Origin of the sequence: Carnobacterium sp. (assembly GCF_032094055.1) — a bacterium.
In the GTDB taxonomy this organism is placed as follows: domain Bacteria; phylum Bacillota; class Bacilli; order Lactobacillales; family Carnobacteriaceae; genus Carnobacterium_A.
Genome location: NZ_DAMDAK010000042.1, coordinates 1 through 15,921, shown reverse-complemented (window position 1 = coordinate 15,921; position 15,921 = coordinate 1). Strand labels below are relative to the sequence as shown.

The following is a 15,921-nucleotide window of genomic DNA, read 5'->3' as shown; positions in this document are numbered from 1 at the left end:
ATGTCGCCTAATAGGACAGATAGAATAGATAATGAAGTAAACACAAACAGCAAACCAATTACCATAGGATTATTATGTGTAATGATGGCGTCCGGCAACATCTTACCCATTCCTGGAACTGCAAAAATCGTTTCTGTGATCGTTGCCCCTTGGATGGTCAGAATAATCGTTCCTGGGATTCCGCTGACGATTGGAATCATTGCATTTTTAAAAATATGTTTTTGTGAAATTTCTTTTTCTGACAAGCCTTTAGCTTTTGCAAATTTCACATAATCAGCTGATGCTTGATCAATCATAAATCTTCTGATCCAGATAATCAGACCTGAAATAGACAGCAGTCCCAGAATAACTGTTGGAAGTACATAGGACTGGACACTGCCTGCACCTAAAGTTGGGAACGAATCCGGCAAGCCAAAAAATGTGCTTCCAATGAATCGGAAGAAATAAATGAATGCCAAGCTTGGGACTGAAATAAGAATTGTCACCAGCCCAACTCCGAATCGGTCGATAAGCTTTCCTTTATGCCTTGCCATCAGTACCGCCAATGAGATGCCGATTGTATAAGAAATAACAACGGAAATAAGACCAGTTATAACTGAAATTTTAATCATAGAAGGGTCTTTGTAATGGTCTCTAGATTTGACATAGCTATCGTTATACCGCTCAGTTTCCAAACGATCCAATGATCCTGGTGTTTTATATTTTCTTGAATGTATATCTGCTGGAGAATTTTCTGTTAATCCCGTTTCGTACGTGACCTCTTCTGACTTTACCTTTCCTTGACCGCTAGAGATTACATCTACAACGCTCCTGCCGCTAAATGTAGGATAAGAAGTACCTAAATTTAACTTGATAAAGTTCTGATGAATAAAAGGAAAAGCTGAATCAAAATAAATTAAGTATTTAGAGCGTGTTCCAGATCCTGTCAACGTCACCCCAGCTGATTTTGTATATTCAAATTTTAAATACCGAGGAAGATTAGGATTTTCTGGGTCTTGTATTGCCCATGGATGGTCTATTTGAATTAAATTCGCATAAAAACGTCCGACTCTCTCCACTATAGGAATTTCCCTCACTGCATAATATCTTTTTGAAACAGGCAGCTGTTCAAGTTTCCATCCTTTACTTTTGTTTTTTTCTTCCCACTCTTTAAAAACCTGATCATTGTCTTCATTAATATAAGAGCTGTATTCCTCATCGTTTTCAGCCATTTCAGAAAGGATATCATTGCTTTTATAATAATCAATATACCCCATCCGTTCGTATGTACTGTTTTCATAATCCGTTCTCTCATCTGGACTTCCTTTTAATCTGCTGTATACAGGATCACTTTGAAAAATTGTATATCTTGGTACCAAGGAGAAAATCATGATATACCCAATCGTAGTTACCAAAAAAATACTGATGACTGAACGAATAATTCTATAAAAAATGTATTTTTTCACTATCTTTCCTCCAGACCTAATAACAAAAAAGGATTAGTTTTTTATGCTAATCCTTTTCAGCATTTCTATTCATTTTATTTTTTAAATTCTAAATCGTTTACTGGGCACGTTCTTTATCCCACTTGTCTTGAGCTTTTTGATATTGATCCGTCGTTACAATATCTTCTTGTAATTGGACATATTTCAATTTATCGGCAGCAATTCCTGACCAACTGTAGGGAGCAGTGAACGGCACGACATTGGTCACACGAGGCAATCCTCCACCAGCATAGATTGGTATTTGAAGGGCATTGTTCAGCAACCAAGCTTCAGCTTTTGCGTAAGCTTTATAACGAGCATCTTCATCGTCTTTAATGGCACTAGCTGCATCCAATAATGCATCGTATTCTTCAAAATTGACTGCTGCTTTTGCATCAGCTGTTACGTCTTCGCCTTCAACAAGATCACTTCCATCAAGTCCAAAAGTAGTCAACATATCCCCTGTTCGAGAATTATAGATATTTAAATAAGTAGACGGGTCTTGATAATCAGGACCCCATCCTGATGCTGTTGAGATATCAAAATCACTCGCTGTTCCTGTTGTTGCTTGATACGTGGCTGCTAAATAAGCATCATCGTTTAACAATTGAATATCCACTACAACATTATCTGATCCTAAAGTGCTTTCAATAGAATTTTTCAAAGACTTCGCACTGTTCACACCGATTTCACTAGTTTCTAAAATTGGAATATCTAAATGGATCGGGAATGAAACTTTTTCAGCTGCTAATGCTTCTTTTGCTTTTTCTAAATGTTCCATTGCTTTATCTTTATCAAAGTATTCATCGTGTCCATCTGCTAAATCAACGCCTGACCAGGTCGCAGAATCAAGAGCTTCTAATTCACTCTCAACCGCTTCACCGTAATCTTTTCCGTCTATTTGAACGAAAGTCGGCGGCACTAAAGTATTTCTCAGTGCTTCAGTTGACGTTTCTTCTCCCACACTCTGCGCATTGTATGCTGCACGATCAAAAGCAAATTGGACTGCTAATCTAAAGTCGCGATTCAGAACCGCAGCTTTTGTAGAATCCTTTTCTTTATCGGTTGTTTTACTTGTTGCATTATAAGACGCGCGTGCTAAGTTAAATGTCATATTATAAGTTGTTCCATCGGTTTGAGAGAAGGTTACACCATCTGGATAAGCTTTTTTAACTGCTGCATAACCTGCAGAGTTTGGATAAACGCGAGCTAAACTGAAATTACCTTCTTGATAGGAAGTAAATAATCCATCCGGATCGCTTCCATCATTAAATGTATATTTCACGTCATCAATAAAGACATTGTCAATATCCCAATACAATTCGTTCTTTTCATATTCAATAACAGATTTTGCTGTATTATTAGTCAAAATAAACGCACCGTTATAAAGAATCGAATCAGGTGAAACAGAACCAAAATTTTCGCCTTGAGAATTTAAGAATTCTTCGTTGATTGGATATAGAATACCGTAAGTTGTTTTTGAGTTCCAATAAGATTCTGGTTCATTCAAGGTATATTCCACAGTATAATCATCTACTGCTTTAACTCCAACCTCATTGAAATCAGTTATCTTTCCATCAACGTAATCACCTAGTCCTTTTACGCTATCAGCTACTATGTAAAGTGTTTCTGAATTGACGTCCGCTGCATGTTTTAATCCTGTAACGAAATCATTAGCTGTGACTTCTGCGTATTCTGTTCCCGCATTGGTTACCCATTTAACTCCTTTACGGATTTTATACGTGTAGGTTAAACCATCCTCACTAACTTCCCAGGATTCAGCAAGTGCAGGAATCAAATTGCCCAATGAATCATTTTCAAGCAACCCATCTACAAAATTTGTGTAGTGTACACTATTTGTTGTGCGACTTGAGAAAACATAATCTAATGTTGCGATATCAGTAGCATAAACGTAATTATAGGATGCTCCTTCAACTACAGAAGATGAATCTGTACTGGCTTTACTTTCATTGTTAGATACTGAACAACCTGCAAATGTAAAGCTTGCTGCTAATAATAAAAATAACGATTTTTTCAAATTGGTTCCTCCTCTTAATGGGTTTCTTAATATTTTTGTCATTCTCTTCAAAAATTATAGCTATTCACTTAACAGAATATAGTTAGGATAAAAAAAGGTAAATTTGCCTATGTTCAGGAATGACGTAATTTTTTTGCGTGTAGTAATAGAAATTAAAAATTTTAAATTTTATTAATATGTACCTACTTTCTTCTTCAATTTTTGTTTGAAAAGAGTGTTTTTTTGCACTCTCTTCAAACAAGAAGAGTTATTTACAAATAAAAAAATATTCTCATGGATTTTTAATCATTCAAAAATCGCAGGGGGTATAATTGAATGAGCCTTCACTAGGGAATAACTATTTCTTATTTATATGTTCGGCTTTTTTCAAAAGAAGCATAGCCAAATTAAAATAACTATTTTCTCATGTTAATCTAATTGTATTTTAATGTCAAGTGTGTCTTCTCATTTTTTCTTAAAAGAAAGATTGAAAATCTCTACAAAAAAGAGGTTGGGACAAGTGTCCCAACCTCTTTTGCATATTTAAATGGTCATTCTAAAATGTGTCTCAAAGCAGACTCAATCTCTATTTCGCGAATAAAGTTGAATGAGTTACGACCATAGTGTGCTTATTCGTTCCAATAATTCAATTCTAACACTTTTTATCTCACTCTTTTTTTATAGAATCGTTATCTAATTATTTAGCTACGCTAGTTTCTCCAGAAATAGTTCCTTCATCTAAGTTCGCAGAATCCATTAATTTTTGAGAATCAAATGTGACATTTCCTTCAACTTTTGAATTAGCAAGAGTAAATCCTTCAGCTTTTACTTCAATATTTCCAACAACTGTTCCATTTTCAACTTTAAAGTTTGGAGATTCAACAGTCATTGTTGGTACTGTTAAAGTGTATTCAGCAGTCACTTTGTGATCTGCATCTTGTGAATATAAAGCTAATTTACGGTAAACATCGCCGGTTTCAGCACCTTTGTCATGGAAAGTTCCAGAAACAACCAAGTCTTCAGGTAATGTAACGTCATCTGTTATCGCAAAAATCCAATTACCGTCTTCACTTAATCCTGCAACTACATCTTCTGGCTTGCTGCTAACTGATGCTCCTGAAACAACTTCCGTACTTTCAGCAACTGAAGAAGCTGAAGATGCTTTATCCGCTGTGTCATCGTTATTTCCGCAACCAGCAACCAGAATAATAAAAGATGCACAAAGTCCTAGAAATAGCCCTCGTTTTTTGTTTAATTTATTTGTCATGTTTCTTTACCTCCATTTTTTTACCCATTTTTAAAGCTACAAATACCGATTTCCAGAAGATTTTAGCAGCATTAATAACTTCATTCATAGCATACACTATCTTTGTGAACTATTCAACATGTTTTGTTAAAAAAATCAGATTTTTTAGCAAGGGTAATTCAAATGCTTGCAATTTAACTCAGCCATTTTAAGTTACACCTTTTCGACCGTTAATTCAGGCATGGTTCTTTTTAGGTAGTTATCAGCAAAATCGTCGTTGGTTAAATAATCATTGATATCCGCTTTCGCAATCAACAACGGCATACGATTGTGAATAGGCGAAACCGATTGATTTGGTTCTATCGTTATGATGATGCTGCGCGGGCCTTCTTTAAACTTTTTATAAAAACCACAGATATAAATAGGTTGAGCAGATAAAGTAAAAAGGTACTTTGATTTTTCTTTATCCCATTCAAAGAACCCAGTTGTTGGAAAGACACAGCGAGTACTTTTAAAAGCTGAAGAGAACATCTTTTTCTCTTTCACTGTCTCACTACGTGCATTGATGATCAATTGGCTAGGCTTAAATCCTTGAAAACCCCACTGCATTCCTGTTACTAAGACATCCTTTTGTTCATCTGCTAGAATAAGCGCTGTTGTGTCCGATGGAAAGACTTCTCCTGTTTTGATATTATCTGAATTTTCACTTACCAAATCATAAATCCGTTTGATCTCGTCATTCTCGTTAGGTGAAAAGCAATACCGTCCGCACATGCTGACCCCTCCTGCTCCTTTTAAAAACAGTATAGCCAGTCAGCAATTAAAATTCTATTATAAGGCTTTTTTTTCCTAAAAGTTCATGATCTTATCGCAACTTTTAGCAGCTAGTTCTTGATCGTGGGTAATCACAAAAATGATTTTCCCCATCGCTTTTAATCGTTTCATGAGCTTCGTTACGTTTTCCATATTCGTGTAATCAAGACCACTCGTTGGTTCATCAAAAATTAAAATATCTTTTCCAGAACAAATAGCGGCAGCAATCATTACCCGTTGCTGTTGCCCGCCCGATAGTGAAACCGGATGTCGGTCTTCTAGCTTCCGTAAATCCAACAAATCAATTACCTCATCATACCGTTCAGGATTTTGAGCACCTAATAAAATTTCACTTTTCACACTTTCAGAAAATAACTGATAATGAACATCTTGCATAACTAAGAAACAGCGCTTCAGCATTTGTTTGGCTGTTTGAGATTTGCCTTTCCAATATACTTGCCCCTGTTTGAATTTCAGCAAGCCAGCTAAGGATTTAATAAAGGTCGTTTTACCAGCTCCATTCGCACCCATTATGCCAATAATCATTGGTTCATCAATCGAAAAAGACGGAATTTCCTTTAGTACTGCTTGCTTTTTATATCCTATCGCTAACTCTTCACCGGCCAATAGACTATCTGTTGAAAAATCAAAAGAGCCGATCAATTTTTGTACATTTTCTTTGTAGGAGGCTAAATCAGTGGAACGCAGACCTTTTTGATGCAGCTGATCATTGTTTAAAGCTAAAAAACTTTCTTGGCTATAAACGGTTTTTAATTCACCGGCTTCAAAATAACAGTAACGGTCAGCAATTCCGTTTAAGTATTCTAATCGGTGTTCAGCAACAATAACGGTCATTCCTTTAGCTTTTAATTGACGAATCGTATGCGCGACCATTGCAATGGCTGCTGCATCTAAGTTGCTGGTAGGCTCATCTAAGACAACGATCTTTGGTTCATGAATAGCAGCAGCGCCAAGTGCGACTTTTTGCCGCTCTCCTCCAGATAGCTTAAACAGATTGCGATTTAATAAATCCTGCAACTCTAAATTTGTACTGACTGTATCTATTTTATTAAAAATTTCATCCGGATCCATTCCAGCATTTTCACAAGGAAAGGCAATTTCTTTTGTACTATCGAGATGAAAAAATTGTGTATTCGGATTTTGGAAAACAGAGCCGACGACACTGGCGTAATCCTCAATTTTGGATTGTCCCAGCTTCAGTGTGTCTGTCTGAAAGCTGCCCTTCCATTTGCCTTCATACACTTCTGGTATTAACCCGTTGACCAATCGTGTAAAGGTTGTCTTGCCACTGCCGCTTTTTCCACAAAGAACGATACACTCGCCTGCGGATATCTCTAACGCTGAGGCAGCAACGGCTATTTCTTCAGAAAAAGGATAACGAAAAGTAAAGTTGGTTAAATCAATCACAGCAATTCACCCTTCCTATAATATTTGATGTAAATACACAAAAACGATCAGCAAACCTAGACAAAGCACATCTTGAACCTTAAATCCTATCCGATCAATACTCGTATGTTTATTCTTGCGGCTGATTCCTTTTGCCAATGAAGCAACCGTCAAATCTTGGGCCGTATTTCCAGCAGACATCATCATCGGAATAATAATGTATTCAAAAAAGCGGACCGGTTGCTTAACCATGTCCCCTTTTGAAATAAAAACACCACGAAATTTCATAGCATCTCGAATATGCTGATAATCTTGCTTGATGGCTGGTAAAAAACGAACTGTCACAATGATCGGAATAAGAATACTTTCTGGGATTCGCAATTTTCGCAATCCCAGAGTTAATTCGCCTACTGTTGTTGTTTTCATCAGATACGTTCCAGCCATCATACATGGCAACAGCAAACGCAAGCTGACAGCAAAGAAAATAAGAACCATTGATAGACTCTCTGCAACATGGTCAATGACATAGTGATCTGTCACTAACATCATTGAATAGATAAACAAATACGTTCCCCCAGTTTTTCCTTTACGAGCCAAAACAAATAAGAACATTAAAAAGACCACAGTAATTGCTTCTAAATTGCCTTGAGCTTGACTCAACAAAATATAGTTGCACCAAAGCAAAATGGCCATTTTAGACCTTGGATCCAGATACATTAGACTAAACCAGCCTTACTAAAATGTTTTTTCACCATTTTTTGGCCAAATCCCCCGCCGATAATAGAAAAGAGAACCAGTGATACTAATACAGCGGCAATCACAGGCCATTCGAAACTAGCTAGAACATTTGTGATGTACCCACTATCTTTCCCTCTTTCAACCAAGCTTTGGATATAAGCTTCTTTCATAAACCACATAGGTAAAATCGGTCCCAAGTTTCCTAATGAAAAGACAAAATAACTGGCCAAATTCCATTTGTCGCTTACATAGTTTCCTCTTTTGGCAACAAAATCAGCTAAAAAGCCAAAAATCAGACTTGCTAAAAAGGTAGGGCCGAAATGGCCAGAACTAAAATAAAATAATGCCAATAAAATTCCTACGATTGAAATAGCCCCGAATTTTTTCACTTTAGTCACTAAAAACATATACACGACTCCGGAAAGAAGAGCAGCGAATGAAGGCGCAAAAATATGCGTTCCTCCTGGGATCAACACCACTCCTAACAACGTTCCAACTGATAAACAAATAAAATATAGCGCGCTAAAAACGCCGACATTAATTAAATCTCCTACTTTTAGCTTTTCCATCTTCTTTTCTCCTTCTTATAACGTGGTTCTTTAAATTATCTTACTCTCATAAAAGCAGACAATTCCTTCAACTAGACGTTTTTATTTTGATAAGCCATGTGAATTTGTTAAATGAATCACAGACACATTTCACCTATCTATTCTAACAGAAAATGACAAACTTTTTATAGGGTTCATTACTTTTTTTACTATTATTTGTTTACTCTCACCAAAAAACAACTAGTTCTCTAATCAAAAACAGCTTTTTAAAAGGTATCCTAGGAGAAATGGCGAATCAATAGGCTTTCTTGGGAAGGCTGTACCCGTTACTCACATTGCCTATGGGTAGAAAAAATTAAACTGGCTTGGCTTCGAATAGTTCAAATGATAGTAGCAAATTCGCATTATCTCTTTGTGGTCCATTTCCTAAAAAAACGATATTCTTTATTTTACTATTCGTAATGAAGGTAAGTACATAAAAATCTTTGAAATTAAAGTTGAATAACATTCTTTTGTATTCTGGCAACTCCTAGCTTAAACAGACATCCGGTCTTCTTCATCCCTAAATCATCTTTTCCAAAATAAAAAAACCTCCGCAAAAAGAAAATTCTTTCGCAGAGGAATTTTATTAGAATTTATCTTGGTCTAAATAAGCTAGTGCATATTGAGCATATAATTCTGCTCCAACCTTCAAGGCTTCTTCATCCACATTGAAACGTCCAGAGTGATGAGGCCAGCATGTATCTTTGTCAGGATTGCCACTCCCTACTGTAGCAAAAGCACCTGGAATTTTTGTCATGTACTGTCCAAAGTCTTCTCCGCCCATTGTAGGAGGACAATTGTCTACAGCTTCTTCTCCAAATGATGCAGCAGCAACTTGTTGAACGAGATGCGCTGTGTTTTCCTCATTATTGACTGGTTCTGTCATACGCTGGTACTCTACCTTTGCTTCTCCACCGTACATACGAGCGATTTCTTCAGCATAGTGCTTGATACATTCTTCTACTTTATCGCGCGTTGCAGGATCAAATGTACGGACAGTTCCTTCGATGTGCGCATTTTCTGCGATAACATTAAAACGAGTTCCAACTTCCATTTTTCCTAATGTTACAACAGCCGGCTGCATGGGATCTACTACTCGAGAAACGATAGATTGAACATTTGCTACATATTGGGATGCCATAATCGCCGCATCAACATTCAAATGAGGTTGCGCTGCATGGCCGCCGCTCCCCAGAAAATCTACTTTCACAACATCAGCTGCTGCAAAAGAAGGTCCTACTGGACAAGACACGGTACCCACTTTTCCAGGAGCCCATATATGAATTCCAAAAGCATTGTCTACTCCTTCAGCAGCGCCTTGCTCTACCATCATTTTTGCTCCTTCAGCAATTTCTTCAGCTGGTTGAAAGACCAGACGTACCGATCCATTAAACTGATCTTTCACTTGGTTTAACGCATAGGCTGCGTTTATTAACATAGAAACATGAGCATCATGTCCACAAGCATGCATTTTACCTTCGTGAATGGATTTATACTCTACATCATTCAATTGTTGAACAGATAAAGCATCCATATCTGCACGCAATAACACTGTTTTACCAGGTGCAGCTCCTTTGATTTCAGCAATAATTCCCGTTGGTTCAGTTAAACGATAAGGAATGCCAAATTCATCCAGTTTAGCTGCTAATATTTTAGTCGTTTCATATTCTTCCATAGATAATTCGGGATTAGCATGCAAATGGCGACGGAAAGCAATCATTTCATTTTCTTTAGAAGCAATTAATTCTTTTACGTGGCTTGCAACAGTTGTTGTCGGTGTTTCAAATTGATTCATCTGCTCGGCTCCTTTGTATTCATCTGCATTGTTTTGATCACACTGCTGTTTAACTTGTTTTTGCAAGTTAAATTGTCTGAATATTTAGTTTTTTTGTAAGTCTCACTATAACGACTCTTTCTATATTTGTCAAATCATTTTCTAATCCTCATTCACTGAAAAAGCAACGTTTTAAAATAAAAACTGTTCTTTTTTTATATGGATAATTAGAATTGACAAACTTTTTTAATTATTTTATCATTTAGCCTATTACTGTAAAGAAATGAGGATGTTATGAATAGTTTAATTGCCATTACCATTATTTTTTGCATTTATGCACTTGGCGACATTATCGCCGTCAGAACTAAAAGTATTGTTTCCATGTTATTTACCGCGTCTGTTTTCTTCTTGATTGCTTTTTGGTTAGGAATGCCGACAACCATTTTTCAAGACTCTGCTTTACTGCAGATTGGAACCATCATGATTGGTTTCTTGCTCGTTCACATGGGAACCATGCTGAATCTTAAACAGCTGAAGCAACAATGGAAAACCGTGATCATTTGTATAACGGCTATTATCGGGATTACATTTGCACTATTTTTAATCGTTACACCTTTAATGGGAATCGAAACAGCATTAGTAGGTGCTCCTCCTTTAGCTGGTGGAGTCATCGCTGCTATTCAAATGTCAGAAGCGGCCAACGCCATTGGACGTGGTGATTTAGCTTTACTTGCATCTTTACTAGTAGTGGTTCAAGGTTTTGCTGGTTATCCAATTGCTAGTTGGGCGCTAAAAAAAGAAGTGAAATTATTTAAAGAAAAGTACCGAAACAACGAAATTGAACAGGTGACACAAGAAGAAATAACCTCGCGCTTCAAAATTTTCTCTGCTTTACCAGAAAATTTCCACTCGCCAAATGTTTATTTAGCAAAAGTCGCTTTGATTGCTCTTTTAGCTTCTTTTACTGCACAAGGTCTAACTTCTTTACTGGGATTTCAACTGATTGATGCAAATATTATGTCTTTACTTATGGGTGTATTATTTAGTGAATTAGGCTTTTTAGAAAAAAATATTTTGACAAAGGCAAATGCTTATGGATTAGCTATGCCGGCCCTAATCGTCGTTATTCTTTCCAACTTAGCAGCAGCAACTCCTGATGTTTTCTTAGATATCTTACCTGCTCTATTGATAACGATTGTCTTTGGAACAATCGGCAATGTTCTTTTTTCATTATTAGTGGGTCGGTTATTAAAAATTTCACCATGGATGAGTATTGCTTTAGGAATCACCGCTCTATTTGGTTTCCCAGGCACTGCCATCTTGCCAGCAGAGGTCGCTAACAGCAATTTTTCTGACCATGAAGAACGTCAATTATTTCTTGATGCTGTAACTCCCAAAATGCTTGTAGGCGGCTTTGTGACTGTATCTATTGGTTCAGTCGTTCTAGCAGGCTTTCTAGCACCATTGCTGATGAATATTGCAGGTTAGTCTTTAGATAGGAATCTATTGAGTACACTTAACTTATCTTTTTCAACAAAACAAGGTTGAGACTATTGTCCCAACCTTGTTTGTTGTTCCAACCAGTTATGTTAAAATCAAATTAAATAGAAAAAATGGAAGGAGTTTTCACTATCAGCTCAATAATAGAAATTGCACTTATTTTACTCCCTGTGATAATAGTAGGATCAATTGGAATATTTGTAGTTACAAAACTTAAACAGAAACAAGCTCACGGTACCTTGGGTAAGAAAAAAACTAAAGGCGCTCAAGATTTGTTAGATAGTTTGATACCATTAGGCATGGTTCTTGGTTGTATTTTTGGTATGATTTCAAGCTCATTTTTTCCCATCTCTTTGTTATCTACACTTAGTTTAGGAGCTGGAATCGGCTTATTAGGCGGATATTTTGCTTATGAAATTTACAGCAAAAAAGAAGAGAAATAACAAAAAAAGCTTGTCAAATGAGCCTTTTTTGTTACTTCTCTTTTCTAAATCCGAATCTCTTAAAAATAAGCAGAAAGCTTTATTTATCCTTGTTCATAAACAAAAGAATTAAACGTCACTTCAATTTCTTTGTCTAATGTGAAAGATACTCGTTCTACGAAATGCGGCAAGGACTGTACGTGAATACTGTTCTCCAATACATCAAATACAACAGGCGAAACATCTCCAAAGTTCTTTGACTTAAGAATGATGGCAACTTTACCCTCGTTATTTTGAAGCAAGTCAGCTTTATCAGATAAATTGATTTTCCAACCATGCGGTAAAAGATATTGCGTTGTTGGTCTATTTTTTTGTTCGTTTTCCATTCAAAATACGCTCCTTTAAAAGAATAGTTGTATTTATTATAACGGGATACATAACGGGGTCCTAGAGCAAGCAGATGATTCAACTATTGCATTCGTCATTTAATTCTTCATTTATTTGCTTTATCCCCTGAACAAATGCATTTTTCCCGCCTTGAGCAGGATGCCTCACTTTCTGACACCCTATGCCCAGTTGGTGAAGACTTTCTTCCGCTTTATTGCCGACCGCAACAACCCTTTTAATGGGAAACATATCGATCATTTGAACAAGAAACGGTTCTCCTAACAAAAGTTCTTTCTTTGTTGGCGTTCGATTGCTTTTGTCGTTGTCTTTTTTATGAGGATGAAAAGGAAAAGCATTCCATCCTAATGAGACAATATCCTGTTCTAAAAGAGTATTCCGTATAATGGTAGCCGTTGCTTCTTTTAGTAGTCTTTCTTTTTCCGAAACTAATCGATACCCATTTTCCTTACCAAAAAAGTCTAGTCCCTTCATGTTATTCATTAATAGATATTCACTGGTAAAAGGAACTCCTGTAAGTCGGCTTCCTCTATACCCTGGTGCTTCTCCAACAAGTATCAGTTTTGGTTTGATTTTATCCATCTGCTTTAAGTAAATAAGCAAATTGTCTCTTCTGATCGTATTTTCTTGATCGTTATAGGAGTACTGGTTGTATACATTTTCTGGAACTTCTAACTTTGCCAGTTCGTCTATAAAGGTTTCAAATTTATGCGTCATGCCATCATTCCTTTTGTTTCAATATTACATAATTCAAAGCGCCATTACAATCATCATGCTAATTTCCCGCAACGAAATGTTCGCTTTTGATATTTCTCTGGTTGTCGGCTTTTAATTCTCCATTTTTTAACTTTAATTAATAAATAAATCCAAAAAGCAGACCTACCATTTAGATAGGTCTGCTATAACTAGATGTATTTTAACTGGATCAGTGTGACGCAGTATTTTTCAGCTTATTTTTTATAGTAAAAGCTAACTTAAGATTTCATTTTTTTCTTTTTCCCAATCGACTTAAAAGCACGTTTAAGTACATCAAAAAAGCTTAGCGACTGCACCATATGATCTGGATTTACATATTCCCGTATAGCTCTCAGAACTTTCTTTGGTTTCTTAGAAGAAAAGGTAAAGGTTCCCGACTTCTTTGTTTCAATTGCATAACGCGGAATCCATTTTCCTTTAAACATCACAGAGGCGATGACCTGTTCTACTTCCTCCCACGGAATTTGAATGTATTTACGCGGGTCACGAGAATGATAAAACTCAAATCCTTTATCACCGATCATAATTTTCCCATAATCCGTTAGTCCCGTAAAAGCGGTGGCGTCTATTACCAAATCTATCTTTGTATTAATTGATTCAACCATTCTATCCGCTCCATTTCATTTAACTTGTTTTATCCATTATACGTTGTTTCAAGTGATTAGGCCAATACAAAAAGTGGCTGAGGTGATAATCCCCCGCCACTTTTTGTGTGAACTATTATTAATCGAGACGTATCAAACGGTTTTTTTGATGCCTTTGATTATAATAACCCGATTACATGTCCGCCTACTCCGACTACAAATAAACCAAGAATAATAACGATTGGGCTGACATTTTTCTTAAGCAACCACATAATAATGTAAGCAGTAATGCAGCTAGCCCTGGAATTAATTCATCCAAGTTGTTTTGCAAAGTCGTTACTTTCGTCGGTGAAAGTGCCAACCCTGAATTTACTTGTTCAAAAGCTTGTCGGATTCCTTCGCCGCCATTAGGAAGTTTGTCCCATTCAATATAGGCTCCTTCATCTAACTGAACTCTGGAAACAACAGGTAGGAAACTGATCGACACCCATCGCTGTACTAAAGCGGCCAGCACAAACATCCCTAGAATAGATGCACCTTTTGTAACATCTTGCAATAAACCACCTGAAAGGTCTTCAGTGATCTTAGAACCGGCTCTGTAACCAAATTCTTGTGTATACCACATGAAGCCCCAACGAATTAGGTTCCAAGCTACGAAGAAAATGATTGGACCAAGGATATTTCCGCCCATAGCTAACGATGCTCCTAAAGCACCCAACATCGGACGTACAGTAAACCAGAAGACTGGGTCGCCGACACCGGCTAAAGGTCCCATCATTCCGACTTTAACCCCTTGAATCGCTACATCATCAACCGGTGCTCCATTTGCCCGTTCTTCTTCAAGAGCTAAAGTAACTCCAAGAATTGGGGAAGCAATATACGGGTGAGTATTAAAGAATTCTAAGTGGCGTTTTAATGCTGCTGAACGTTCCTCTTGTGTTTTATATAATTTTTTGATTGCTGGAATCATTGAGAAAGCCCAACCACCATTTTGCATCCGTTCATAGTTCCAAGAACCTTGGATAAATGTAGAACGCCATGCAACGGCTAAGCGGTCTCTTTTTGATAATTCAATTCTTTCTTCTGCCATTTCTCTTCTCCTCCTTCAGAATTAATAATCGTTCAAGATATCGCCAAGCGGGTCACCAGAGTTGCTTCCGCCGCCGCCATTTGAAGAGCCTCCCATTTTAGAAAGGTTCAAGTAAATAAGGGCTAAAGCTACACCCAATGCACCAAGCGCAATAAGAGTCAATTGAGAAATTGCAGCTACTACGAAACCAATAACGAAGAATGGCCATACTTCTTTTGTTGCCATCATGTTAATAACTAACGCATAACCAACTGCAACTACCATGCCCCCACCAATAGCCATGCCATCAGTTAACCATGCAGGCATTGATTCTAAGAATGATTGAACTGTGTGTGCAGGAATGAATAAAAGTGCTGCTGCAGGAATTGCAATACGAATCCCTTGCATACATACTGCAAGGATATGCCACATTTCGACTCCTCTAATATTGCCTTCTTCAGCTGCTTTATCCATCAAATGAACAACTGGTACAGCAAGTGTACGAACGATCATTGTTAAGAAAAGACCTGCTACTGCAAGTGGAACCGCGATTGCGATTGCTGATGGAACACCTTTAACACCTTGACCACCTAATACTAAAATAATTGCTGATGCAACTGATGCTAATGCAGCATCTGGGGCTACCGCTGCTCCGATATTTGCCCAACCAAGTGCGATCATTTGAAGCGTACCGCCAAGAACGATACCAGCTGTCAAATTACCTGTTACTAATCCGATCAATGTACATGCTACTAAGGGTTGATGGAATTGAAATTCATCTAAGATTCCTTCCATACCAGCTAGAAAAGCAACAAGTATTACTAAAATAATTGATATAATAGACATAATAGACCTCCTATTTAATTTTATTATGACGTTATGCGCGTGCTAATTCATTTTTTGCTTTTTTCATAATTTCATTCATATTACCGCGGTTATCATTTGGTACTTTACGTACATCAAATTTGATACCTTTTTCTTTCAGTTTATCGAAAGCTTCTACATCTTTTGGTCCCATAGAAAGTACATTGCTGACCACTACTTTACCAACTGAATGAGCTAACGAACCAACGTTGACTTCTTCAATGTCTACGCCGCCTTCAACTGCTCTAAGAACATCTTCCGGGTTTTCAAATA

Annotated in this window: 15 protein-coding genes and 1 pseudogene; 2 read left to right on the top strand and 14 right to left on the bottom strand. The window is 37.1% G+C overall.

Going from position 1 to position 15,921, the window contains the following annotated elements; translation table 11 throughout:
* The 8 genes from RT405_RS07880 to RT405_RS07845 form a co-directional block, all read right to left on the bottom strand.
* Window positions 1–1,445 (bottom strand): ABC transporter permease (locus tag RT405_RS07880; RefSeq protein WP_313468978.1); only part of this gene is annotated, 1,445 nt, incomplete at its 3' end.
* A gap of 97 nt (window positions 1,446–1,542) precedes the next feature.
* Window positions 1,543–3,501 carry a peptide ABC transporter substrate-binding protein gene (locus RT405_RS07875; RefSeq protein WP_313468977.1) on the bottom strand — a complete coding sequence of 653 codons (1,959 nt, stop codon included), beginning with the start codon at window positions 3,499–3,501 and terminating at the stop codon, window positions 1,543–1,545.
* A gap of 676 nt (window positions 3,502–4,177) precedes the next feature.
* A complete protein-coding gene (locus RT405_RS07870) occupies window positions 4,178–4,747 on the bottom strand; it encodes a polymer-forming cytoskeletal protein (RefSeq protein ID WP_313468975.1) in 570 nt (189 codons plus the stop codon).
* 192 nt (window positions 4,748–4,939) lie between these two features.
* Window positions 4,940–5,500 (bottom strand): SOS response-associated peptidase family protein, encoded by a 561-nt coding sequence (locus tag RT405_RS07865; RefSeq protein WP_313468974.1) that lies wholly within the window; start codon window positions 5,498–5,500, stop codon window positions 4,940–4,942.
* Window positions 5,501–5,575: 75 nt separating this feature from the next.
* Window positions 5,576–6,967, bottom strand: a complete 1,392-nt coding sequence (locus tag RT405_RS07860) for an energy-coupling factor ABC transporter ATP-binding protein (protein WP_313468973.1) — start codon at window positions 6,965–6,967, stop codon at window positions 5,576–5,578.
* 15 nt (window positions 6,968–6,982) lie between these two features.
* Complete coding sequence (locus RT405_RS07855) at window positions 6,983–7,663, bottom strand: energy-coupling factor transporter transmembrane component T (RefSeq protein WP_396163505.1); 681 nt, start codon at window positions 7,661–7,663, stop codon at window positions 6,983–6,985.
* The gene (locus RT405_RS07850; RefSeq protein WP_313468969.1) at window positions 7,663–8,253 is read right to left on the bottom strand and encodes an MptD family putative ECF transporter S component; all 591 of its coding nucleotides are present in this window, start codon (window positions 8,251–8,253) and stop codon (window positions 7,663–7,665) included. Before RT405_RS07850 ends, RT405_RS07855 begins: the two co-directional genes overlap by 1 nt.
* A 607-nt stretch (window positions 8,254–8,860) precedes the next feature.
* Window positions 8,861–10,069 carry an amidohydrolase gene (locus RT405_RS07845; RefSeq protein ID WP_396163502.1) on the bottom strand — a complete coding sequence of 403 codons (1,209 nt, stop codon included), beginning with the start codon at window positions 10,067–10,069 and terminating at the stop codon, window positions 8,861–8,863.
* A gap of 273 nt (window positions 10,070–10,342) precedes the next feature.
* Between RT405_RS07845 and RT405_RS07840 the strand changes: the two genes are divergently transcribed.
* Window positions 10,343–11,536: a hypothetical protein gene (locus RT405_RS07840; RefSeq protein ID WP_313468967.1), complete on the top strand. Its 1,194-nt coding sequence runs from the start codon at window positions 10,343–10,345 to the stop codon at window positions 11,534–11,536.
* A gap of 125 nt (window positions 11,537–11,661) precedes the next feature.
* Window positions 11,662–11,991, top strand: a complete 330-nt coding sequence (locus tag RT405_RS07835; protein ID WP_313468966.1) for a hypothetical protein — start codon at window positions 11,662–11,664, stop codon at window positions 11,989–11,991.
* Between the two features lie 83 nt (window positions 11,992–12,074).
* Here RT405_RS07835 and RT405_RS07830 read toward each other — a convergent pair whose 3' ends face one another.
* The 6 genes and pseudogenes from RT405_RS07830 to RT405_RS07805 form a co-directional block, all read right to left on the bottom strand.
* Window positions 12,075–12,356, bottom strand: a complete 282-nt coding sequence (locus RT405_RS07830; protein ID WP_313468964.1) for a hypothetical protein — start codon at window positions 12,354–12,356, stop codon at window positions 12,075–12,077.
* Between the two features lie 79 nt (window positions 12,357–12,435).
* Window positions 12,436–13,092, bottom strand: a complete 657-nt coding sequence (locus RT405_RS07825; protein ID WP_313468963.1) for a uracil-DNA glycosylase — start codon at window positions 13,090–13,092, stop codon at window positions 12,436–12,438.
* A 257-nt stretch (window positions 13,093–13,349) separates the two neighbouring features.
* Window positions 13,350–13,736 (bottom strand): DUF956 family protein, encoded by a 387-nt coding sequence (locus RT405_RS07820; protein ID WP_313468961.1) that lies wholly within the window; start codon window positions 13,734–13,736, stop codon window positions 13,350–13,352.
* A 158-nt stretch (window positions 13,737–13,894) separates the two neighbouring features.
* Window positions 13,895–14,805 (bottom strand): annotated as a pseudogene (locus RT405_RS07815) (PTS system mannose/fructose/sorbose family transporter subunit IID).
* Window positions 14,806–14,826: 21 nt separating this feature from the next.
* Window positions 14,827–15,630 (bottom strand): PTS mannose/fructose/sorbose transporter subunit IIC, encoded by an 804-nt coding sequence (locus RT405_RS07810; RefSeq protein ID WP_313468959.1) that lies wholly within the window; start codon window positions 15,628–15,630, stop codon window positions 14,827–14,829.
* A 31-nt stretch (window positions 15,631–15,661) separates the two neighbouring features.
* Window positions 15,662–15,921: PTS sugar transporter subunit IIB (locus RT405_RS07805; RefSeq protein WP_313468957.1), on the bottom strand; the 260-nt coding region annotated here is incomplete at its 5' end.

What these genes read in the sequence shown, in the direction of transcription:
- RT405_RS07870 (WP_313468975.1), bottom strand. Translation starts at nt 4,747, where the DNA reads ATGACAAATAAATTAAACAAAAAACGAGGGCTATTTCTAGGACTTTGT.
- RT405_RS07865 (WP_313468974.1), bottom strand. Translation starts at nt 5,500, where the DNA reads ATGTGCGGACGGTATTGCTTTTCACCTAACGAGAATGACGAGATCAAA.
- RT405_RS07855 (WP_396163505.1), bottom strand. Translation starts at nt 7,663, where the DNA reads ATGTATCTGGATCCAAGGTCTAAAATGGCCATTTTGCTTTGGTGCAAC.
- RT405_RS07850 (WP_313468969.1), bottom strand. Translation starts at nt 8,253, where the DNA reads ATGGAAAAGCTAAAAGTAGGAGATTTAATTAATGTCGGCGTTTTTAGC.
- RT405_RS07845 (WP_396163502.1), bottom strand. Translation starts at nt 10,069, where the DNA reads ATGAATCAATTTGAAACACCGACAACAACTGTTGCAAGCCACGTAAAA.
- RT405_RS07840 (WP_313468967.1), top strand. Translation starts at nt 10,343, where the DNA reads ATGAATAGTTTAATTGCCATTACCATTATTTTTTGCATTTATGCACTT.
- RT405_RS07835 (WP_313468966.1), top strand. Translation starts at nt 11,662, where the DNA reads ATGGAAGGAGTTTTCACTATCAGCTCAATAATAGAAATTGCACTTATT.
- RT405_RS07830 (WP_313468964.1), bottom strand. Translation starts at nt 12,356, where the DNA reads ATGGAAAACGAACAAAAAAATAGACCAACAACGCAATATCTTTTACCG.
- RT405_RS07825 (WP_313468963.1), bottom strand. Translation starts at nt 13,092, where the DNA reads ATGACGCATAAATTTGAAACCTTTATAGACGAACTGGCAAAGTTAGAA.
- RT405_RS07820 (WP_313468961.1), bottom strand. Translation starts at nt 13,736, where the DNA reads ATGGTTGAATCAATTAATACAAAGATAGATTTGGTAATAGACGCCACC.
- RT405_RS07810 (WP_313468959.1), bottom strand. Translation starts at nt 15,630, where the DNA reads ATGTCTATTATATCAATTATTTTAGTAATACTTGTTGCTTTTCTAGCT.